The following is a 24270-nucleotide window of genomic DNA, read 5'->3' as shown; positions in this document are numbered from 1 at the left end:
TTTATTTTACAAAAGAGTGAAAGTAACCTTGTACTTTATTCCAACTTCCACGAGTGAAGTCGGGTACTTCGACGGGTGCAGAATTATTCTCAATAGAAAGACGGGTGAGCTCGGCCATACAGCACCATTCTGCCAAATCATAGACATCCATATCTAATGGTAAGCCATTTTGTAAGCAGTATACTAAGCGATAGTCCATAATATAGTCCATGCCACCATGTCCACCTACCTTTCTCGCTGTTTCCTCCAATTCCCTTTGGATAGGATGTTTATATTTATCCATTAATGCTAGTTTTACATCTGTCGGCAGGGAACCGTGGGCGTTTAGATCTTCATGATTGGGCACCTTTTGAGAATCGATCTGTGAAGGACGTAGACAATACTCCTCAATAGGGTATTTACTGGCATATCCATCTGTACCTACAAGTTGATACATGCGACTGTATGGGCGGGGTGTCATTACATTATGCTGAATCAATATTGTTTTTTGGTTTTCTGTACGAATTAATGTGGAAGTTTGATCACCGTTTTGAAAATCTTTAACTTCCTTCCCCATTTGTCTTTTGATGTATGCAGGTCCGTTTACAGCCTTTGTGTCCATAGCTACCAATGTTTTCAGACGATCACCTCGATGAATATTGAGCAATTGGCAAGCTGGTCCTATACCGTGGGTAGCATATATGTCACCACGATGTTTTTGATTATAATCCATTCTCCAGTTATTCCAATATTCTCCCCAAAAATCTTCAAGATTATGGATGTATGCTCCTTCTACATGAAGTATTTCACCAAAAACTCCTTGTTGGGCCATATTTAATGTTGTGAGCTCAAAGAAATCATATACGCAGTTCTCAAGTTGGATGCAGTGTTTGCGAGTTTTCTCAGAAGTATTGACTAATTGCCATATTTCTTCCAAAGTCATGGCAGATGGAACCTCGATAGCTACATGTTTGCCTTGTTCCATGGCATAAACTCCCATTTTTGCATGATGTTTCCAATCAGTTGCAATATAAACTATATCTATATCGTCTCTTTCACAAAGTTTCTTCCAAGCGTCTTCTTCTCCGCTATAAGGCTCAGCTTTTGGCAAACCTGCTTTTTTTAATATTTCTTGTGCTTTTTCAACCCGCTCAGGAAGTAGGTCGCATAGTGCTATGATTTTTGTTCCTGGAATATGTGTCCAACGTTCTACTGCACCAGGACCACGCATTCCAAGTCCGATAAAACCTACGCGTACGGTATCTATTGGAGGGGCAGTTAATAGAATGACGTCTTCCTGCCCGGTGGAACGGACAGGTATTTCTGTTTGTATGGACGTAGTGTTATTGTTTTTTTGTGATGTACAGGCAGTCTGACAAACTAGTAAAATAAGTCCAATGACTGTAATGGTAAGTAGTTTTTTCATATTAATATTTGATTTTAATAGAAATGATAGTTTGAATTTATTCTATATTGATAATACCTATATATCCACCGCCACGACTCATACGAATTGAAAGTTTCTCAGAATCGCTGATCGTATATTGTTTGATCTGCACATCTTTGGCTTGTAGCTCTGCATTCATTCCATCATAGTGGGCTTTGATTGTTTTTCTACTTTTTCCTATAAATGACAAATCAATTTCTATTGTTCGTGGAGTTACTCCATTCAAAACTCCTATATACCATGTCTTTTGATAACGTCGTGCAATAGCGATATATTCACCGACTTCTCCTTTTAGAGGAATTGTTTCATCCCAAACAGTGGGAATTTGTTTAATAAACTCGAAACTTTGTAGATTTTCATCATATTTGGTAGGGCTGTCTGAGATCATTTGTAGAGGACTTTCATACACTACATACATTGCTAATTGATGACTTCGGGTCCCTTGACTCATCGGTTCATGCTGATTTTCATAAAATGTTTCCGGATGTGCATTAAGCATAGCTCCGGGGGTATAATCCATTGGTCCTGCCCACATACGGAGATAAGGGATAATTACATCGTGCGTGACAGTAGCTCGTTTACTCCATTTATTATATTCCAATCCAATTACACCTTCACGGGTCATAAGGTTCGGATATTTGCGTCGCATTCCTTCGTTCGGATATGAACCGTGAAAATCTATTAGAAGTTTGTGCTGGGTTGCTTTGATGGCAACTTGCTCATAGAAGTTGACCATTTTTGCATCATTGCGATCCATAAAGTCTATTTTGACACCTTTGACTCCCCATTTACTAAATTGCTCAAAAGCTGCATCCATTTGCCTCATAACGTTTACCCATTTAGCCCATAATTGGATACCTACATTTTTTTCCCTTGCATATTTACAAATATAAGGTATATCGACATTGGGGTTAAGAGTTAGTAAGTCATTCCGAGCTGACCAACCTTCATCAATTAATACATATTCTATATGATGTTTAGCGGCATAATCTATCAGATAAAGATAAGTGTCGGTATTGATTCCACTTTTAAAATTTACCTTATAGATATTGCGGTCATTCCACCAGTCCCATAAAACTTTTCCGGGCTTAATCCAAGAATAATCGGCATCTTTGGCTTTCTCCTCAGATAGAAGGTAGATCAGTTCGCTGTTCAGGATAGAAGGTGCATCATCAAAGATTCCTATCACACGCCATGGAAAAGCACGTTTACCACAATGTGGGATGATATAATCTTTTCGGGTGGAAGCATAAATCTTATTATCTCCATCGGCGGGTACTTCCTGATCGGGATATAATGCAAATATTCCTTGAAAAGCATGTCCGATTGGTTGTAGATACATACCTGCATAATTATATAGATTGGCTTCGGCTAGTAGTACTTTATACTTGCCTACTTCTACCATGACCGGTGCAACAGAAAAACTGTCACGTGGCAGTTTACTAATAGGACTTATTGTATAATTCTGCTCAAACCAATTTTGTAGCTGGTTTGTCAGCAAGGTATAACTGTTATAATCTTGGTTAAAGTAAAAGGATACGACTTCACTCTGTACAGGCTCTTTATGGTGGGATGTGCTTATAAAGCGGTAAGCTACTCCTTCATTATAGACTCTGAATTCTATTTTGTATCCTTTATAAGTTAACTGAATTTGATTGTACTCATTGGATACCTGTTTATATTTACGGGGAACAGTGAAGTTTACTCTTTCGGAAACACTATGGCTCGTAATTTTCAGGCATTTTCTGTCTGTTCCCCAAATGTTGTTGCCTACAGTTAGTGATATAGGACTGGTGTTCAATATCATTGTCCCATGACGGAAGACAGAATATGCAACTTGATTCTCTGTTTCAATAACTATCCGGGTACTACCGTCAGGCGATGTTCCCTCAATGTTTTTGCTTGATGCAGGAGATGGACAGAAAAGAAAGATAGTCAATAAAGCAATGATTGATTTTATATTCATAATTAATTTCCTCCTGATAAGACGATAAATGATAGCCCGGTGATAAATAGAATAAACATTATTCCTAATAATCTATTTGTAGCTTTAGAACTTCCTGTAAATTCTTTCCATATAAAGACTCCCCATAAGGCAGCAATCATAGGCGCACCTTGCCCAAGTGCATACGAAATAGCTGCTCCTGCTTTGCCGGCAGCAATATAGCTTAATGCAGTACCCAGTCCCCAAATACATCCGCCAAGAATACCTACCATGTGAGTCATCGATTTTCCTGCAAAATATTCTTTATAACTGACAGGTAGACCAACAAACGGGTGTTTCATAACAATCGTGTTGAATACAAAATTACTTAAGAAGATACCAACAGCGAAGATAAAGAAAGCAGTATAAGGAGTCGCCATTCCTGGAGTTGGAGATTCAAAATTGTTCAGATCCATAGCGGCAGCTACAAAGCGGTAGAAAAAAGACATTAAGATACCGGCAATTGCTGCCAAAATTATTCCTTTTCTACTGCTGTTACTTCCTGATTTTTGATTTTTACCAGCCGCCATCCCATTGCATATAATGGCAATTACAATCAGTACTACACCCGTAAATAACCAAACTGGATCTCCTTTCGGACTACTAAAATAATTGATAAATACCCCTAATACCAAGGCAAGACCTACACCCAACGGAAAAGCGACGGCCATGCCTGCTATGGATACAGAGGCTGAAAGCAGAATATTAGAAGCATTGAAGATTATTCCTCCTATCAATGCGCTGACAACATTCTCACTATTGACTTGTTGTATGTCTTCGATAAACCCTCTTCCGGCATTTCCAAAGCTCCCTAGTGTAAACACAAGAAGAAGTGCGAAAAGCAGGATTCCAATAGTGTAATCCCAATAATAGAGTTCATACCGCCAATTTTTGCTTGCCAGTTTTTGGGTATTCCCCCAGGAACCCCAGCAAATCATTGTAATTAAACAAAAAATGATTGCTAATGTATAACTATTGACTATAAACATATTTATTCTTTTTTCAGGTTATATATTTACTTATCTTTTCCAGTGACTTGACGGACAATTGCCCCTAGTGTAGTTTGAATATTCTTTTCACCTTGAATAGTCAGATATCTGTGTTTTCCATTTTCGGAAGGAGTAAAGAGGCTGTGCCCGATGCTATCAAGAGTAATTGTTCCTTGCGGAGAAAGTCCGAAATGATTAGCCATCGGTTCAATGGCATACAATACAGATGTGAGATCCCAAGTTTGCCTGTTATAAGGCATTTTATCATAAATCTTGTAGGAGACACAAAGTGGATGCTTATAACTTTCCGGAAAGTCGTTCAATATGCTTTGATGCGGATAGAGCAGTTTGTTTCCCAATTCCCATCCACTGGCTACTACTGTAGTCGGCCATTCCTTAAATACTGTTTGGGCAGCATCCAAATCTTGTATCAGATTCCATTCCGGGAAATCGAACTCATTTCCATAAAGTCCTCCCATGACAGAGAGCATTTTTACTTTTTGGGCTACTAAAGATTTTCCGTCTAATTCACTATACTCGTCAGCTTCAGATTTTAGTAAGCGTGCCAAATTGGTTTCAGGCCCTACGGCTATGAATATAACCGAGCTATCTTGCTGTGAAGCGAGCAACTTACGTAATAGTTTATATCCTTCAGGCAAGTTACTTTTGATATTTCTTTGCGGATGCAGTATTTTATTGCCTTCAATGATGGTGTCTAATGTTTGACGAAGATAACCGCCATCTTCGGGAGTGGCTCCGTTGTAAGCATAACCTAACGGTATGTTGCCTTTGCCGTTGAGACGGCAGTATCCGTCGATGTATTCAATAGAATAAGGATTTGACTTGCTGATAGTAATACCCAGCAAATCAATTTCTCCGGCTTTTTCATAATTGAATAGCATTTGCATGGCTAGCACATCATCAATATCATTACCCACATCTGTATCAAATATAACAGGTATAGGAACTTTTGTATCTTTAGGCCCTGTGTAGAGTTGTTTAATTTGATATTTTAAAGATTTATCGCTTTGGATGTCAAAGAATGAATTTGGATCCAATCGAGTGTCATCAATAGGTTCATTGATACCGATATATCCCATCGGATGATATCCACCTTCGAAATAATTTTCATTTGCAAACCGGAGTGACGGTTGCATTCCGGCGGGGTCGAGCACTGTTAGTGCCAGGATATATTTTCCTTTAGCTATTGATGCGTCTATAGGAATATTCTCCTGGACGTGATAGATCTCGGGTGCGGTCTGATATTTATTTTCATTTACTGACCAGTTATCTCCAGGCATCCATTCGGATATATTCACATCTTCCAATACCTTTCCCCAGACTTTTTGATGGTTCACCGGATCTAACAGAGCTATTTCTACAGGCCAATTATAATAGAATGGAGATGAGCCGGTATTTACAACACTGAAAGATATTGAAAGACTCTCTTGTTCTTTTATTTCTTTCGGATATGTAAACTCGTTTATGACAAACCGATATCCCATTGCCTTTTGCAATATCTCTGCGTTCTTTTGGAAGTTAGGATCGTTGAAATCAGCCCAGGTAATGCCGCCTAAATGGTTACAATGTAAATTGCGAATCTGCTCCATTACATATTCTCTGGTATCTTTATCGGCTACCACCTCTTCAAAAGACTTGAAGCGTGCCAAGTCCCCCCAATTCCAGGTTATTTCGCCTCCTATTGGTTGGGTTTTCCAACGATCACCCAGCTTTTTCATTTCTTCATATCCTCTGACGACTTCCTGCGGTTGCGACCAGGAATCCCAGTAAATTCCAAATTCGTAGTCTTTAAACTCATAGGCATAGCGTACCATTACTTTCTTGTTTTTAAAAGCTTTGGCGAAGGCGTCACCCAGGATTTTCTCCATGCCTGGAATCCAGGTGCGGTTTACTACATGGTCAGGTTCGTCATGAGGTGCCCAGTAAGTGGACAAGTCCGGGTCATGATGTTCACCCCATTCACCAATGATTCCCATCTCTACATAAGCTACTCTTGGATCATTGTCCCATGCTTGCCCGAGTTTTTCGACTAGCTTCTCCACACGTTCGGGAAATGAAGGGTCAAAGTATCCCCCAATGATGGGGGTATTTTTGTCTTTCTCTTCCACGTAGGCTGCTACTGAGTTCGGCCTTTGTTTGTATGGACTTTTCTCTTGTGTTATCCCTTTAGGCCAGTGCCACCCGACTAAATCATCAGGATTATTTGGATTTTTAGGCTTTCCACCATGCCAAGGTTCTAGCCACACAAGAAAGACTCGGGGGATTACTTTGACATTGATATCTTCTACTCCTTTCCAGCGATGGTTGCTGTAAGCGATGATTTTATCCACTCCATCGTTGGGATCATCTTCTATCATATTCCATTGCATGTATTCTTTGGTCATAGAACCATAAGGATAAGGGTATTCTTCTCTCACACGGTCAATGCCGGGAGCAAAGAATTCTCTGAATCCTTTCATTGGATTTCTGAATGCATTTGGATACTCTTGATAGGAAACGGTCACGTTTTTTTCGCCACAAGCAGTAATACTTCCGAATAACAATAAGAACGATATGTTTCTGATGATTGATTTCATTAGAATGATCTATTATTGAAGTTTGTATTTTAAAGTTTTATCTTGTCTCATATCACTGAAATTGCTGACAGGAATCTCGAAGTATATAGGCTCGGTGTTAATTCCAACATGTCCCATCGGATGACGCCCGCCTTCGAAATAGTTCTGAATGGCAAACCTTAATGAAGGCAGCATACCGGCAGGGTCTAACACTGCAATAGAAATGATATAGTCACCTGTATCTATTTTCTTATCTAAAGTCAGTTCTTCCTCAATATGGTTAATGGCGGCTGGCTGGGTATATACTTTCTGAGAGTTATCCCAATTGTCTCCCGGCATCCATTGTGAGGTCTTGGGGGTTTGCAGTGTTTTACTCCATACTACTTCTTGAGTCTGGGCATTCAGTAATGCTATTTCGACAGGCCAGTCATAGTAAAATGGTGAAGAGCCGGTGTTGACTACATCAAATGAGATTTTGAACGGTTCATTTTGTTTGATATTTGTTGGATAGCTGAAGTTTGACAGAACAAACCGATATCCCATCGTTTTTTGTAATAATTCTGCGTTAGGTTCAAAAGTCGGATCATTAAAATCTGCCCATGTGATGCCGCCCAAATGATTACAATGTAGATCACGGATTTGTTGGACAACTAAATCCCGGGTCTTTTCATCGGCCACTACTTCTTCGAAAGAATCGAATTTATAGAGACTTCCCCAGTTCCAGGTAATTTCTCCTCCTATCGGTTGGGTCTTCCAACGGTCACCTAGTTTCTTCATTTCTTCGTATCCTCGTACCTTTTCTTCATCAATAGCCCATGAGTCCCAATAGATACCAAACTCGTAGTCCTTGAATTCATAAGCATAGCGAACCATTACTTTTTTATTCTTGAAAGCAGATGTAAAGGCATCTCCTAATACTTTTTCGATTCCTGGTAACCAAGTACGATTCTCTACATGGTTGGGTTGATCGTGGGGGGCCCATACGGTAGTGATATCCGGATCATGATGCTCTCCGAATTCACCGATAATTCCCATTTCTACATAAGCTACACGTGGATCGTTGTCCCATGCCAGTCCAGCCTTTTCTACAAGTTTCTTTACTCTTTCCTGAAAAGTCGGATGGCAATATCCCCCTATTATAGGGGCATTGAGATCATCCTCATCATAGGTTTCTCCCGGAATGTCGCTGGGCCAATGCCATCCATTGAGGTCATCCGGATTATTTGTATAAGTGTTCTTGGCATATCCACCGTGCCAAGGTTCCATCCATACAATGTAAATACGCGGGATCACCTTGACGTTAATGTCTTCCACTCCTTTCCATCTATGGTTACTATAGGCTATTATCTTATCAATCCCATCATTCGCATTATCTTCGAGCATATTCCATTGCATATACTCTTTGATAATAGAACCGTAAGGGTAAGGATATTCGTCTCTTACTTTATCATATCCCGGACCGAAAAATTCTCGAAGCCCTTTCATGGGGTTACGCAGAGCATATAAACATTCCGCTGGATTTACCGTAACCCTACCGTCCTTAACTTCTATAGTGCCTCCTCCTTCAATAGGAGGAAGTATGCCATGATCTTCTTCTTTGCATGAGTACAGGAAAACACTAATTATGAGTCCTGCGATAAAGATAAATGTTTTCATATAATTAATGATTTATGTTAATATCCTTCGTTGTTTTCGGTAATTGCATCGTTTGCATCAATAGCAGCTTGTGGAATTGGATACAATACATGATAAGGTTGGATAGTGACTCCAGCGTGGTTTTTCATGTATTCTGCAAGTTTGCCGAATCGAATTAAATCCCAACGACGCATATGTTCACAACAAAATTCATGAAGTCTTTCTTCTAATAAAACATCGGCAAACTGTTCTTTACTTAAGTTATCGGCTGCAGTAATAGAGGTAAGTCCGGCTCTGGAACGAACAGCTTTCAATGCTTCATATTTTTCGTTACTAGTGTCGTTAATCTCGTTTAATGCTTCTGCCTTCATTAGAAGTACATCCGCATAACGAATGAGAATAAAATTCAGGTTGTCGTCTTCGATTACATTGCCTGTTTCCGGATCCCAAAATTTACCGCAAGAAGGTGGATCTTGTGTTACACCTGCATATTCTGTAATAAAAAAAGCTTTTTTACGTTTATCTGCATTGTCATAAGAATCATATAAATATTGAGTCGGTCCGAATCCGCCCCATCCTCCAAAGTTTGTAGGTCCACCTACATTACGAGGGCCCCAGTAGGAGTGTTGTATACTTCCTTCCAATCCCCAAGAACCGGAATGCTTGAATTGAATCTCAAAAATATTCTCATATTCTTGATTTTTATTGGCTGGGTTAAAAATGTCTTTGAGATTATCATATAACTGGAATTTACCTTCTAGCATACGACAGTATTTTAAAGCTTCGGTAGGTTTGCCCCATTGTAGATAGATGCGTGCTAACAATGCTTGTGCTGCATAAGACGTAGCACGGCCTTTATCTTTGGCATCTGGCCAAGTAGACGGCAGACCGAGAGCTGCTTCCATGTCTTGAGTAATAAGAGTATATACTTCATCTACTGATGCGCGAGGTTTCATAATTTCGCTTCTGTCGATGGAAGATTTAGTCCATAGAGGTACTCCACCATACATCTTTACTAAATCAAAATAGTAGATAGCTCTTAAAAAACGTGCTTGCATAATCATAGAAGTATAAAGGTCGGAACTTACTGCATCTGATGGCATATCAATAACGGCGTTACAGCGTTTGATTCCTTCATAACATAGTCTGTAATGATTGTCTAAGAACTCATGAGAAGCGGAGAAGGTATAATAATGCAATTGTGAATAAGCTGCCCATCCCATGTCGAATGGAATCACTTCATCCGTTCCAAATTCACCAAGAGTAATGGTATATTTGCCGACGAATACCTCTTGAAGAGAACCATAAGCGGCATATAATGTTTGTTGCCAATCATCAGGTTTGGTATATGCATTGTCGGGGGTTAGAACACTTTGAGGAGCTAAATCCAGAAAGTTCTCGCAGCTGCATAGTGTAAAGCAGCTGAATATTAATATGGAAATGTATTTTTTCATCATCGTATTGTTTTAAAAGTTTAGAGAAATTCCACCGATAAAACTGCGTGCGTTGGGGTATGGATTTGTGTTATCGCTTGATTCTACATCAAATCCAGTAAACTCGGTTGCAGTAAATAGATTCTGTACAGAGAAATAAACTCTGAGGTTTGAGGCTTTGATACTCTTGATGATCTTTTTGGGAAGATTATAACCCAATTCAAGATTACGCAACCGGAGATAATCTCCTTTCTGAAGATTAGCATCGGTGCCGTCGCCGTTAGCATATGCGCTACCTACACGGGGAGCAGGATATTTATTATTAGGTTTGTCCTGTCTCCAATAGTATTTGTAGTAGTTTTCACTCATATTGCCCCAAACATTAAATGAGTTGAGGTAACGGTTCAATGTATTGTTGATTTTATGTCCACCGGCAAAGGTGAAAAATGCTGTGAGGTCAAATCCTTTGTAAGAGAAAGTATTAGTGAAGCTTCCGTAATATTTGGGAGTCGATACTCCGCAGAATACGCGGTCTTCTCCATTAATAACATAATCTTTTTTTTCGTCTCTAATTTTACGGTCACCTGGTTGGGCATTATATTTGGCAGCTTCAGCAGCTTCATTTATTTGCCAGATGCCTTCGGATTTCAGGAGGTAATATTGGCTGATGGGACGGTCGACGAATAATGATTTGTTCACATCTTGTTTTCCGTCATAAAGCTCTTTTATTTTATTGTCATTATAAGAAATCATAAAAGAAGTAGTCCATAAGAAATCTTTAGTACTGATATTAACGGTGTTTAATGTAAACTCAATACCTTTATTGTCAATTTTGCCAATGTTGGTTAAAGAGCTTCCAAAACCGGATTCCAATGGAAGGGGAACTTGCCATAGAAGATCTGTTGTACGTTTATAGTAAGTTTCAATGGTACCCGCAATTCTATTGTTGAAAAGTCCGAAATCAATACCTAAATCTATTTGGTTAGCTTTTTCCCAAGTTAATTCAGGGTTGGATATGGATGTTTGTACAGAACCACTTACCAAATTATTTCCTAATACATAATTAGCGGAAGCTCCCCCTAAAGCTATGATGGAAGAATAGGCAAAGTCTCCGATATTTTGATTGCCAAGTTTACCTGCGCTAAGCCTTAGTTTAAGATTACTGATGGCGGGTGCATTTTCTTTAATAAAACTTTCCTCTGAAGCTCTCCATGCCAAAGCAAGTGACGGGAAAAATCCCCATCTATGGCCAGGTGCAAAACGTGAAGAGCCATCTCCTCGCATTGTTAATGTTGCTAAATAACGATTATTGAAATTATAGTTGAACCGCCCGTAAAAAGAAACTAAAGAAGAAGGAACCGCATATGAAGAGTTTGGTCCGTGTTCTTCAGCTCCTTGCAAATTATAATATTTGAGGATAGATGAAAGTTTCTTAGAGTCTGCAGTAACTTCTTCATAATCTGTTCGTGATGCAGAAAAACCTGCCATTGCTGAGAATTGATGTATTTTATTAATATCAAATGAATAAGTTGCTGTATTTTCAGTTTGCCAATATCTCTTTTTATTTGACATAACATTAGCATGACCACCAGCAGTGTAGTGTTGTCCCATGCGTTCGTCTTCGTATGTGTTCACTTTAAAGAATACGAGTTCTCCACCATTATCAGAACGTAACTTTAGATTTTTTATAGGTTCTATCTCAATATAAGCCGAACCGACAAATCTGGATTTAAGTGTTGCTTTGTCAAGTAAGTCTACAATTGCTACCGGATTTGCTCTCGTATTAAGAAATCCGTCGAAATATTCTCCATCCTCTGTGTAGATAGGAGCTGTAGGTTGCGAACTAATAGCACTGAACATAGTTCCATAGCCGGAATCGGCCTCTTCGTTGATATTCATGAGTTTAGACTCAATGACGTTGAAACGCACACCATACCGTAGCCATTTGTTTAGTTTGGCATCCATATTATACCGTACAGTCAATTTGTTAAAAGATGAGTTCTTTATAGTACCTTTCTGGTCATACCAGTCTACACCCAGAAAATGTTGCATATCGTTCTTTCCACCTGAAATAGAAAAATTATAGTTTTGGTATTGCCCATTTTGGGTAACTGCATCTTGCCAGTCAGTAGATTCTCCACGACTTAATAAGCGTAATTCTTCTGATGTCCATTTATAATTCGGCTGTGCAATGGAGACCAATTCATAATATTGCTGGGCATTCATCAGGTCTTGTTTATTGAGCATTTTTTGTGTTCCAAAAGATGCGTTTAAAGAGATTTTAGCTTTACCGCTTGTCCCTTTTTTGGTAGTGACGAGTACTACACCATTAGAACCTCTTGAGCCATAGATAGAAGCTGACGAAGCATCTTTTAAAATTTCAATAGACTCAATATCACCAGAAGATAGATCTTGTAAACCTCCCTGAACAGGAATGCCATCAACGATATATAATGGTTCACTACCTGCGCGAAGTGAACCGACTCCTCGGATGACAACTGAAGCATCGCCGCCAGGCTTAACAGAACCGGTTGTGACCTGTACACCGGCAGCGAGTCCTTGTAGGGCGGTGGTTACTGTTCCTACTTTGGAATTAGTAAGGTGCTCTGACTTAATAGAAGCGACAGCTCCTGTCAAATCACTTTTCTTGGCAATACCATATCCGATAGCTACCACTTCATCCAGATTGATGGCGTCTGCCGCCATTTGTATATTGATGACATTTTGTTTCCCTATTGTGACGGATTGTTTCACCATACCGACAAATGAGAATTCCAGAATATTACCTTTTTGTACTTTGATGGTATAGTTTCCATTTATATCACTTACTGTTCCTGTTTGTGTCCCTTTTATAGTTATGGATACACCAGGTAGTGTTTCATTATTGGTATCAGTAATAGTCCCTTTAATGCTGATTACTTGTGCATGCAATATGCTTGCAAAGAAAACGACTATAAATAATATAATGTGTTTTTTCATAACGTTTATTTTATTGAGTTATTATTTAATAGGCGCGGATAGGAAGAACGCCAATTGTCCATCCGCTTTTAGAGCATAGCTCAGAAATTATATTGGTCTCTTCGTAGAAATTTACATAATAGGCAGCCCAGCCTGTATTTCCATCAGCTTCGCTTGAAGTCCAATAATTATTAGCCGGAATATTGACCCCCTTTTCAGCTAGCATACTTTTTACTTTGAATACTTCTATAAGTTCTTCTCTAGAAGGAAGAAACCAATCCGTATATGCAAAATCTCCGTCGTTCACTCTGTTATCCAGACAAAGTTGGGCTGCTATCTTGACTCCCTGCCATTCGGGCCAATTGTTTGCACTTTGTAACGTATTGAACTTTTTGACAATGTTCTGAGTGTTTGCATATCCACTTCCTATACTTTGGCTTGTACCTGCTGCATCTGAAGGATCCACTTCCGGCCCGAACTTCTCTGTAGGTGTACCTACATTGCTCATATTTACGATATATCCGTGTGCTTTTGCGGCATCTACCCAAAATACGACACCGCCGCCTAACTTATCTCCTACGTTTGTTTCAATGGTGATTGTTCCGATGTTACTTTTTCGCTCTCCTCTGATTATCATGATAGAATTGACGCCATACAATCCTTCAGGCAGTATAAATTCTGCTCCTTCATCATTTAAGGCTAACGGAATGTTATATTCAACACCTTCCGGATAAAAAGAGGCATATAATGTAGCGATGTCTCCATCCTCAAATCCTTTTCCTCGAATTTCAACTTTCCCTTTTGCCGGTATATTATTCGAGGGAAGTACTACATCGATGATTGGTACTACAAAGGGTACTTTAAAAGTTCCATTTAAAATTGTTTGTTTCCCAGCTCGTTCAATTATTACGCTGTAATTACCTCCGGCTTCTAATGGAACTATAAACTTGAGATAGCTGTCTGTGACTTCTGTCACTTCTACTTTTTCTTTTTTGTTTGTTTCGTCATTTAAATAGAGTACATCTTCTTTAGCAAACCCGAGTCCATTGATTTGTGCAACTTGTCCGGGAGTAATGTCATTTTCAGATGGAAACTTAATTTCCTTTAGGATAGGGGCTATGGGGATAGCGGTATGTTCATTATCACTATCACAACTGTAGAAATTACATGCTATCAATCCCGATAATAGTGGAATGAATAGTTTTTTTAGAGAAGTTTTCATAATTCATCAAATTTAAGAGTTGAATGATAAGACTGATTCTTTTTCAAGTATGAAGCATTTCACTTCGTCGAGAGTCGGAATAGAAGGTTGGGCACCGGAGCGTGTTACTGCGATTGCTGCCGCTGCATTTGCAAAACCGAGCGCTTCTTGATCTATTTCTCTTTGAGCACAGCTGACAGCTAGTGCTCCACAGAATGTATCACCGGCAGCAATTGTGTCAATTGCATTCACTTTGTAGCCAGGGAGATAAACTGTCTTCTGATTATTTTTCATGTATACTCCTTGACTTCCTAATGTAATAACAACATTTTGTGCACCTGCCTCTATTAATGCTTGAGCGATTTTTTCATGATTATTTCCTGTGTAGTCAATGCCGGAAATAAATGCGGCTTCTACCTCGTTGACAACCAAAATGTCAATCGCTTTCATCAGCTCCTCATCGAGCAGACAAGCAGGTGCAGGATTAAACAGTACTTTTTTACCTTTTTGTTTTGCTAGCAAAGCTATTTTCTTGTTTGTTTCATAGGGAATCTCAGCTTGCATGATAATAATGTCTGCTACATCAATTACTTCAGAAAAGCGTGAGATGGAGCCGGGTAATAAAGAATAGTTAGCTCCGGGAGCTACTGCAATACAGTTTTCACCACTGTTGGCCACAAAAATGAGTGCAGTTCCTGTGGGGTGATTGATATCATCAATGATATAATCAGTAGTGATACCTTCTTTCTTAAAGTGTTTTTTTAGAATATCTGCATACATGTCATTCCCTAAAGAAGTGACAAATGTGACTGAACCTCCGAGCCTGGCTGCCGCTACGGCTTGGTTTGCTCCTTTGCCACCGAGAGACTGTATGAAATTGGCATCTCCGACTGTTTCGCCGGGAGCCGGAAGATGATTGACTTGTGCAACCATGTCGATGTTTGAGCTTCCAATAACTACTATTTTCATGTGAATCGGATTTATGTGATTAACCTAGGTTTCTCTTTAATTTTATAGAACTATTTCTCTTTTGTATGGAATAGCACTTTGTGCACCAATACGGGTAACGGCAAGAGCGGCTGCTGCATTGGCAAATGTGACAGACTCTGCCAATGAATGTCCTTCGGACAAATAAACACTGAATGCCCCACAAAATACGTCTCCGGCACCAGTCGTGTCGATTGTCTCTACTTCTTTTGCAGGGATTATGGTGTATTGGTCTTTTTCTTTCACGTATGCTCCATCTTTTCCTAATGTGATGACAACATTCTCTATACCTTTCTCTCCAATAGCTTCTGCTGCACGGTGGGCACTATCAATGTCCATCACCTTAATGCCTGACAGCATTTCTGCTTCAATCCGGTTAGGAAGTATAGTATGTACGTTATTTAAAAAAGAATTGTTTAGCGTAGAGGCAGGTGCAGGATTGAGTATCACTTTTTTTCCATATTTATTGGCCATACTAGCTGCATATTCTACCGTTTCTATCGGAACTTCAAGCTGCATTAAGATAATATCAGCTTTCTTGATTTTTTCTTCGGCTTTATTGATATCTTCTATTGAAAGAGAGCGGCTTGCGCCAGGTGCAACAATAATACTGTTCTCCCCGAAAGAATCTACAGAGATAAGGGCTACTCCTGACGGATTTTTTTGATCGGTGAAAATGAAATCAGTATTAATCCTTTCTGACTTATATATTTCTAGTGCTTGTAATCCGAATAGGTCGTATCCAATTTTAGAAATAAAGGTTACCTCAGCTCCTAATCGAGATGCTGCAATAGCTTGATTGGCTCCTTTACCTCCTGGGTTCATATAGAAAGTTCCTCCTAATATGGTCTCGCCGGGTACTGGTAGTCTGTTGGCTTTTACTACCATGTCTGTATTGCAACTTCCAATGACTACAATTCTGGGTTTATGAATAGATGTAATTTCCATAGTATTTTAAATTATGATGATACAAATGTAGAAAATAGTAATGTTTGATTATTGACATTAATATTTAATTTATATAATCTCAAAATGATATAATAAGATAAAAGAACCTTTAATAATAAGGAATGATAATGTCATTATATACTATTCATTTATATAATTACAAAGGAAAAATGTGGGTTTAAAAAAAGTCTCTTTTTATTGTAGTAAGAGTTCCGGATGGCTATTTCTCTTAGCCTTTTTTAGCATTTGTGCGTCTTTCCAATACTTCGGATAGCTTTTCTTTCCGGATTTTCGATTCCATCCATGCTGTGAAGTCAAAAATGCGAAGAAGTTGGTTTTCATATTTATCATTGTACAATTCTTGTATTTCCGAAGATAGTTTTTTCCAAAAGGTTTCCCGGTCTTTATGTAGGATGGGGAGATTTCTTTTATTCAGAAACCATAGGATTATTCGTTCTGTTTTAAATGTATGTTCTTTCGGTGAAGAGAGACCTCGAATGATGGAACGTGACTCATACCGAATCAGGTCGTACTCTTGTGTTTCGTAATAGGCAATGAGGCGAACCAAGCGAATGGTTCTCATCAATGGGAGGTACTTGATATTGTGGTCAATGATAGCGTTACTTATATATTTCTTAGCTGTTTTATAGTTTTGATTACCGATATGTACAAGGGTTGTATAAAGCAATAGTTCACTTTTACGTATAGGGCTTAGCCATGCTTCTTTGTTATATAGTGATTCTTGATAACAGTCAATGAGCTTGGTACAATTAAAAAACTCTCCTTTATCTAAGTGGGGGAATAATTCGTATTGAAAGAGCAGGCAGATGGCATTTACTTTAAACTCAAGTGACGAATCTTCAGCTATCAGTCTTTTTAGTTTTTCTAGAAAGTATGGCATTTCATCGTAGTTACCTACTGTACGTAGACTTCCGAGTACTCCTTCAAGCACAGATAAATAGTAAATGGGTGGATTCGACCAGAACTGTTGATTTTGTTCAAATAACAAATTAAGCTCTTTGTATGAATTTAGGGCAGCTTTATAATCTCCTGCCCCCATCAAGTAGTTGGCCTGAAAAAGTTTGTGGTTGCGTGTCAATTCAAAGTTTCCTTCTGCATCTGAAGAAGCGGCTATATAAAGTTCATTGACCATTAGATCGTTCATATCCTGTTTTTGTTTTGAAGTTCGTATGGCTCCGATATGGGATAGACGATATTTTAGTAAATTATGGAGAGAGGATTGTTCTGTTATTTTTCGAATTTTTTTTAAAGATTCATTTTGAATAAAATGTTTATGAAAAAGTTCTTGCTCTGTCATGTTGGGAAAATTCAGCCGTAACAGATATTCCAGTTCCAGTTTCAGTGCAATCGTCAAAATTTCATTGTTTTCGTAAAATTGCGCTTGTTCTATTGTATTGGATAAGATCTCAAAGCATTCTTCAAATAAGGAACGTTCATAAAGCATACGAGCTTTGCACAGATCGTTCAATAGGTCATAATAGATGTCTTTTCTCTTTCTTAGCGTGAGTAGCGTGTCTACCAGTTTTTCATATAGATATTGGATGGATACTTCAAAAGAACCGTTAGGTCTCCGTTGATAGAACTCTTCTTTAACAGTATTTCCATTAGGCTGTTTGCTTTTCGTGATGATATCATAAATCACTAGATAGTCTTTTTCTTCTTTGTCCTTGACGACTTGCGAGGAAAAGTGCTTTTTTTCTGATTTCGAGAGTGAGTATATCAGGGAAATAACAGAATCGACTCTTTTCATGAATCCTTTTCGATTAATATTAGAGTGCAATATTCGGGAATTTCTGTGGAAAAAGCAAATCTTAGAGATATTTAAAAGATCTGGTTTGAATGATGTCAGACTGGATTCATTTAGATATCAAGGGATAAGAGACCGGAGTTTTTGTCTCGAATCTTTGCTATTGTTGTGTCAAATTACTTATGTAATTGTCATATCTTGCTTTTGTTTACAGATGATTTAACCGGCATGATAATCGTTCCACTCTAGTGAACGGTTTTGTGTACTTCAGTGAACAGTACTGTGCACTAGAGTAGACGGATCTGTTCACTATAGTGGAACGGTTGTGATGGCTTATTGAAAATGTGATGTTTATAGTTAATAAACAGATAGTTAATAGGTACTCTGTGCATAAAACGTAGTAGTTTGGTCTGTAAAATACGGTTGGTTGTTTTTTTAAATGCAAATTGCTATGAGAGATATATTGAGGAAAGTATGAGAGATGATGGGAAAAGTATGAGAGATACAGGCTGGTAGGAGCATTTCTCATTTGCTATTCTATTGATAGTGTATGTGTTAACTGTAATTTATGAGAGATATGAGAGATGAAAATAAAAAAACGTTCTAGCTATGCCGGGATTTTTGTTTTCTTACTATGAATGTTTAAAGTTTGCTACTCTTATGAAAATAGCAATTCCTTTCAATGGTTTTTCGTGAGAAAAGCTATACCTTCGAGGCACTTTTAATATAGATATTGGAATGTTAGATTTAAAGCAACTTACAGCAGATGTGTGCCGTATTGCAACTGAAGCTGGACATTTTTTGAAAGAAGAGCGTAAGAATTTCCGTCGTGAACGTGTTGAAGAGAAACATGCGCATGATTATGTCTCTTATGTAGATAAGGAGTCGGAAGTACGTGTAGTGAAAGCTCTTTCCGCTTTATTACCCGAAGCTGGATTTATAACGGAAGAAGGGTCGGTCACTTATCAGGATGAACCTTATTTTTGGGTGATTGACCCGTTGGACGGCACTACGAATTATATCCATGATGAGGCTCCTTATTGTGTATGTATCGCTTTGCGCAATCGTACCGAGCTTTTATTGGGGGTCGTTTATGAAGTTTGTCGGGATGAATGTTTTTATGCGTGGAAAGGTGGAAAGGCCTTTATGAATGGTAAGGAAATCCATGTATCGGATATTCGGGATGTAAAAGATGCGTTCGTCATTACCGAGTTGCCTTATAACCATCTGCAATATAAACAAACGGCTCTCCATTTGATAGATCGGCTTTATGGGGTAGTAGGTGGTATTCGAATGAATGGTTCGGCCGCCGCAGCCATTTGTTATGTGGCTATGGGGCGTTTTGATGCTTGGGCGGAAGCTTTTATTGGAAAGTGGGATTATTCGGCGGCAGCTTTGATTGTGCAGGAAGCAGGAGGAAAAGTTACTAATTTCTATGGTGAGGACCACTTTATAGAAGGACATCATATCATTGCAACGAACGGATACCTTCATCCTCTATTTCAGAAACTATTGGCGGAGGTCCCTCCGTTAGATATGTAGGAGAAACGGCCTGCTTATTAAATCCTTGCTACTATTATGAAACACACATTTTTTATAAAAGACTGGCTCAATTCATTCTTATCTTTATTGTTTCCCCATTGTTGCGTAGTTTGCGGCAGACCGCTGGCAAAAGGTGAAGAATGTCTTTGTACCATGTGCAATATCAATCTCCCGCGTACGAACTATCATCTCCGGAAGGATAATCCGGTAGAGCGACTTTTCTGGGGACAAATTCCTCTAGAACGAGCCACTTCTTTTTTCTTCTACCGAAAAGGGAGCGATTTCCGACAGATTCTTCATCAGTTGAAGTATGGGGGAAAGAAAGAGGTTGGAATAATCATGGGAAGATATATGGCTGCCGAGCTATTGGACTCGGGTTTCTTCGAAGGAGTTGACGTGATAATTCCCATACCGTTGCATAAAAAGAAGCAACAGATTCGTGGCTATAATCAAAGCGAATGTATAGCACGGGGTATTGCGGCCGTGACGGGTATTGCCGTATGTGTAGAATCGGTGGTTCGCCGAAAGAATACGGAGACACAGACACGCAAATCCGTATTCGAACGTTGGGAGAATGTAGATGGAATTTTTGAACTGAATCATGCGGATTCTCTGACCGGAAAGCATATTTTGATTGTGGACGATGTATTGACTACAGGGGCCACGACTATCGCGTGTGCTTCACAGCTGGCGGAGGTCGAAGGAATACGGATTAGTGTGTTGACCTTGGCGATGGCGGATTGATTACTCCTGATCGGGAAAAATACTTAAATTCCACCTGTCTTTCCACTCGATACTTATGTCTTTATTATGAAACTTAATGGGTAGCCATATATAAAGTCCTTCAATTGGCATTTCCGGTTTCCATATATCAAACATGGCAATATAGGAATCTTTCTTTCCTTGTACAGGAATAATGAAAGATGATTGTCCCCCAAAAGTTTTTTCAGGACCAAGTCCATTATATGAATTGACGCCATGACAGGGATTTGATTTTTTCGTATAGTCACCCGTTATTGATTTTGATGTGAATAGGCGCGCGGCATTGGGCTTCCAACCGCTGGAGCCTGATCCCAGCAAATAGTAGGTACCTTTATGTTTGAAGATGGCAGGTGCTTCTGTTTCGTTGGTGATTCCCGTGACTACCTTGTACTTTCCCTGTGGGTAAGTATATTCCTTATTTAATTCACCTGCCACAAAAGCTTTATCAGGCTTACGTACTGTGAAATGATATACTTTGTCATCATCATCTTTGTAGATACAAAAATCTCCTGAACCGTATGGAGAATCTGCTCCTAAGAACTTGTGACTGTATGTAAAAGGGCCTGTAGGAGAAATTGCCGTAGCGACTCCGAGATAACCGTATTTATAATCCTGTCCTTTGGGATAGAGTTTGAAATACATCATATATTTAGAAGTTGCCTCGTTGTATATTACTTTAGGGCGCTCGAGAATACAGCCGTCAGCAATATCACTTTTTTCATTCTTGTAGTCGACGGATAATACTACTCCTTTGTCTTCCCAATGATACAAATCAGTGGACGAATAACAATGTACACCACCATCTGCTTTTTCTTTCTCAGATTTATTGGGAAGTTTGTGCTCACCATACCAATAATAGATGCCATCTACATATATAATGCCACCACCGTGTGCATTAATAGGACTTCCATTGTTATCGGTCCACACAGTTCCGGGTTTGAAGCTTTTCTTGTTCTGTGCCTGTATAGTATTGGATATGATGCAAATACTTATCAGTGTGATAAGAATATAGTTACTTTTCATAATTTTCAATCTTTAGATATTATTGGTTTGGGCTTTCTTGTCATTAGTAATCCGAGCAGAGCAAAAACAACGCCAGTTGTGATGATAAGTTTTTGTCCGTTATCTGCCATACCACCCAATATCGCAATGCCAGTTCCGGAAGCGAAGATGCCATAACCGATTACCCGTTTGCTGAAATTATTGCCCGCTTTCTCTGCCGATTCATTTTCTTCGATTTCTTTCAATTTCTGGGCATTGTTTTCTTTATTCCATATTAGGTAAGATTGATACTTTTCCGATTCCTTGTTCTTTGCTTTATAATATATCTCAAAAATGACCAGGCATAGGATTGGGAAAGTAACTCCAAGAATCATTTCCTCGGCACGATTGAGGGAGAAACCCATCAGTGGAGTGATGAATTTGAATAAACCATTGACTGCCAAGCTTAATAAAGTGGTCGTGATATTAGAAGTCGCAGTCTGTCTTTTAGAGAATAGTGTCCAAATGATAGGCAGATATAAAGGAACGCCTGTCAATGCCGCCAAGCTGATAACAACGTTTACAACTCCCCCCATTTTAGGAATAAGCATGGCTATCAATATGCTGAATACTCCGAAGAGAATAGTCGAGATTCTTGCGACGTACATAAGGGTACGGTCAGAACTTTTTGGCCTTAGATTTTTGAATATATCATTGGTGATGACTCCTGAAGCAATATTCAGCTTTGAATTCAGTGCACTGGTCGTCGCGAAAATCATGCCACCGATCATTAAGCCTAAAAGCCCGTTAGGAAGTACTTCCTTGCACATCATCAGATATGCGCCTTCTGCATCAAGTAATGAGAGCGAAGGGTCATATACTCTGTAAACCATTGGTGGAAGCATCCATAGCACTGGACTGATTATGTATAGGGCTCCAAACAAATAACCTACTTTTTGGGAATCTTTTTGTGTTTTGACGCAGGTATATCGCTGCACATATGCCCAGTTTCCACCCAGGAATATAGTATTATAGATTCCAAAAGCTACCAGGAAACCAAAAGTATATTCATCGTTCAGAAGATTATAGAATGTGTCGGGTACCTGCTCTATTAGTGCGGTAACTCCGTTAATCTTATCGAAAGATAAAGGAACCACGATGATAACCGCTGCTGTCAGAATAACGAATTGAAGTACGTCTGTGGAAATTACTGCCCATAATCCTCCTGCAGACACATACAAAATACATAACCCTCCTAATAATAAAATGCAAGTATTTAAAGGCAGCCCGGTGGAAACCTCTAATATTTTGGCTACCGGATATAAGAAAGATGCTGTAAGAAATACAGAGATAAATAAGAACAGGTAGGTATATATCTTCTGTGTGGATTTGCCTAATCTCTTATGTATATATTCTGCTGCTGTGAGTGCCCCCGTTTTATGCCATTTGGGCGCGATGAGTAATCCCACAATGAAACCGGCGATTGCCATTGTCCATTGGATAGTGATTGAAACCCAGCCCATGGAATAGGCTATAGAACCCCATACTACGAATGTGCCGGCAGAGAAAAATCCCATAAACAGTGAGAGGCCGCTCATGTACCACGGCATGGTTCCGTTGGCGGCAAAGAAAGATTGCATACTTTTACCTTTTTGGGAGAAAGCCAATCCGACTAAAACAACTCCAAGGGAGAATAGTATGATAGTAATGATGTCGAGAGTAGTCATATCAAATGATTTAGTTAACAAAATAGGTTTGAAAAACATCTAAGCTGGCAGCAAATATATTTTTGATTCTACAGATAAACAAGTAATTCGGAATATAAATCATCGGGAACGTTACCGCAAACGTTCCCGAAATTAAACTCTTGGAGTTTTAACATTCCAATTGCCGGAATTTCATTATATTCGGGAAATTTTTTAGAGTGAGCGATAGTTTATGAGTAAACCAAGAGTGACCATCAAGGATTTAGCCAAGGAACTGAAGATTTCGACTTCTACAGTTTCCAGAGCCTTGTGTGATAAATGGGACGTTAATCCGGAAACACGCAAAGCTGTTCTGGAACTTGCAGAAAAATGGAATTATAAGCCAAATCCGATTTCTTTGAGTCTGAAACAAAGCCAGTCCATGTTTATCGGAGTGATTGTACCTGAATTTGTCAATTCTTTCTTTTCTGAAGTGATTATGGGTATTCAGAGTGTGCTGAATCCTGAAGGATATCATGTGCTGATAATGCAATCTAATGAATCGCATGAGAATGAATTGCGGAATATGAAGGCGTTGGAAGCGCAGATGGTGGATGGCTTTCTGATCTCGGTGACCCAGGAATCGGAAAATACCAGTTATTTTTCTGACTTGATTAGGAATAATTTTCCTGTGGTTTTCTTCAATCGGATTTGTGCAGAGTTGAGTGCTCCTTATGTGGTTATTGATGATTATAAGTGGGCTTTTGCTGCAGTTGAACATTTGATACAGCAAGGGTGTAGACGGATTGTTCATTTGGCAGGTTCTGAAGATTTGCTTATCGCACAGAAACGCAAAAAAGGATATATGGATGCCTTGCGAAAGTATGGTTTGCCGGTTGAAGAGTCTTTGATCATCGATTGCGGAATAATGATGGAGAAAGGAATCATGGCGGCTTATCAGATTCTTGAAATGGAAAAAATGCCGGATGGAATCTTTGCAGTGAACGATCCGGTGGCAATAGGAGCGATGAAAACTCTTCAGAAAAACAAGATTAGAATTCCGGAGGATATGGCAGTAGTTGGTTTTTCCGAATCTAAGGAAGCATTTATTGTGGAACCTAATCTGACTAGTGTGGAGCAACCTACTTTTGAAATGGGGCGGAATGCTGCACAATTATTATTGGAGCAAATCAAGCATAATGTCAATAATGAGGATAAAATGCTGTCGAAGTCGGTTATTCTGGATGCAAAATTAAATATCAGGGAATCTTCTCTTAGGAAGATGAGTTGAAATCGCGTTTTCTCGGACCAAATTATTTGCGGGACACAGCCTTTTTATATTAAAGAGGTATGTCCCGTTTTTCTTTTTTTGTTTCTGAAAAATAAAAAAAATGC

Annotated in this window: 15 protein-coding genes and 1 pseudogene; 3 read left to right on the top strand and 13 right to left on the bottom strand. The window is 39.1% G+C overall.

From position 1 onward, the window contains the following. Position 1: 1 nt before the first annotated feature. The 11 genes from GD630_RS13755 to GD630_RS13705 form a co-directional block, all read right to left on the bottom strand. On the bottom strand, positions 2–1405 hold the full coding sequence (locus GD630_RS13755; protein WP_143868192.1) for a Gfo/Idh/MocA family protein: 1404 nt from the start codon (positions 1403–1405) through the stop codon (positions 2–4). A 37-nt stretch (positions 1406–1442) separates the two neighbouring features. After that, on the bottom strand, positions 1443–3392 hold the full coding sequence (locus GD630_RS13750) for a glycoside hydrolase family 97 protein (protein WP_143868191.1): 1950 nt from the start codon (positions 3390–3392) through the stop codon (positions 1443–1445). Between the two features lie 2 nt (positions 3393–3394). Further along, positions 3395–4399: a GRP family sugar transporter gene (locus GD630_RS13745; protein WP_143868189.1), complete on the bottom strand. Its 1005-nt coding sequence runs from the start codon at positions 4397–4399 to the stop codon at positions 3395–3397. A 26-nt stretch (positions 4400–4425) separates the two neighbouring features. Next, a complete protein-coding gene (locus tag GD630_RS13740) occupies positions 4426–6996 on the bottom strand; it encodes a nucleoside hydrolase (RefSeq protein ID WP_143868188.1) in 2571 nt (856 codons plus the stop codon). Positions 6997–7008: 12 nt separating this feature from the next. Then, positions 7009–8631: a DUF4832 domain-containing protein gene (locus GD630_RS13735; protein ID WP_143868187.1), complete on the bottom strand. Its 1623-nt coding sequence runs from the start codon at positions 8629–8631 to the stop codon at positions 7009–7011. A 17-nt stretch (positions 8632–8648) separates the two neighbouring features. Then, positions 8649–10067 carry a RagB/SusD family nutrient uptake outer membrane protein gene (locus GD630_RS13730; protein ID WP_238482917.1) on the bottom strand — a complete coding sequence of 473 codons (1419 nt, stop codon included), beginning with the start codon at positions 10065–10067 and terminating at the stop codon, positions 8649–8651. A gap of 9 nt (positions 10068–10076) precedes the next feature. After that, positions 10077–13022 (bottom strand): SusC/RagA family TonB-linked outer membrane protein, encoded by a 2946-nt coding sequence (locus GD630_RS13725; RefSeq protein WP_143868184.1) that lies wholly within the window; start codon positions 13020–13022, stop codon positions 10077–10079. 25 nt (positions 13023–13047) lie between these two features. Further along, complete coding sequence (locus GD630_RS13720) at positions 13048–14223, bottom strand: DUF1566 domain-containing protein (protein WP_143868183.1); 1176 nt, start codon at positions 14221–14223, stop codon at positions 13048–13050. A gap of 12 nt (positions 14224–14235) precedes the next feature. Further along, positions 14236–15171 (bottom strand): ribokinase, encoded by a 936-nt coding sequence (gene rbsK, locus GD630_RS13715; protein ID WP_143868181.1) that lies wholly within the window; start codon positions 15169–15171, stop codon positions 14236–14238. A gap of 42 nt (positions 15172–15213) precedes the next feature. Then, positions 15214–16137, bottom strand: coding sequence for a ribokinase (gene rbsK / locus GD630_RS13710; RefSeq protein ID WP_143868180.1), 924 nt, complete (start codon positions 16135–16137; stop codon positions 15214–15216). Between the two features lie 229 nt (positions 16138–16366). Next, a complete protein-coding gene (locus GD630_RS13705) occupies positions 16367–17908 on the bottom strand; it encodes a hypothetical protein (protein WP_143868179.1) in 1542 nt (513 codons plus the stop codon). 735 nt (positions 17909–18643) lie between these two features. Between GD630_RS13705 and GD630_RS13700 the strand changes: the two genes are divergently transcribed. Further along, a complete protein-coding gene (locus GD630_RS13700; RefSeq protein ID WP_007761985.1) occupies positions 18644–19447 on the top strand; it encodes an inositol monophosphatase family protein in 804 nt (267 codons plus the stop codon). Positions 19448–19483: 36 nt separating this feature from the next. Continuing rightward, positions 19484–20191, top strand: a complete 708-nt coding sequence (locus GD630_RS13695; RefSeq protein ID WP_143868178.1) for a ComF family protein — start codon at positions 19484–19486, stop codon at positions 20189–20191. A gap of 303 nt (positions 20192–20494) precedes the next feature. Here GD630_RS13695 and GD630_RS13690 read toward each other — a convergent pair. Further along, a pseudogene (locus GD630_RS13690) lies at positions 20495–21232 on the bottom strand (family 43 glycosylhydrolase); the annotation flags it as partial. A gap of 5 nt (positions 21233–21237) precedes the next feature. Next, on the bottom strand, positions 21238–22917 hold the full coding sequence (locus GD630_RS13685) for a sodium:solute symporter family protein (protein WP_143868175.1): 1680 nt from the start codon (positions 22915–22917) through the stop codon (positions 21238–21240). Between the two features lie 211 nt (positions 22918–23128). Here GD630_RS13685 and GD630_RS13680 point away from each other — a divergent pair, with 211 nt between their 5' ends. Further along, positions 23129–24166 (top strand): LacI family DNA-binding transcriptional regulator, encoded by a 1038-nt coding sequence (locus GD630_RS13680; protein WP_143868173.1) that lies wholly within the window; start codon positions 23129–23131, stop codon positions 24164–24166. Positions 24167–24270: the final 104 nt, after the last annotated feature.

The organism is Bacteroides zhangwenhongii (assembly GCF_009193325.2).
Lineage (GTDB): Bacteria > Bacteroidota > Bacteroidia > Bacteroidales > Bacteroidaceae > Bacteroides > Bacteroides zhangwenhongii.
The sequence above is the reverse complement of the archived record's forward strand: the minus strand, read 5'-3'. Positions and strand labels throughout refer to the sequence as shown.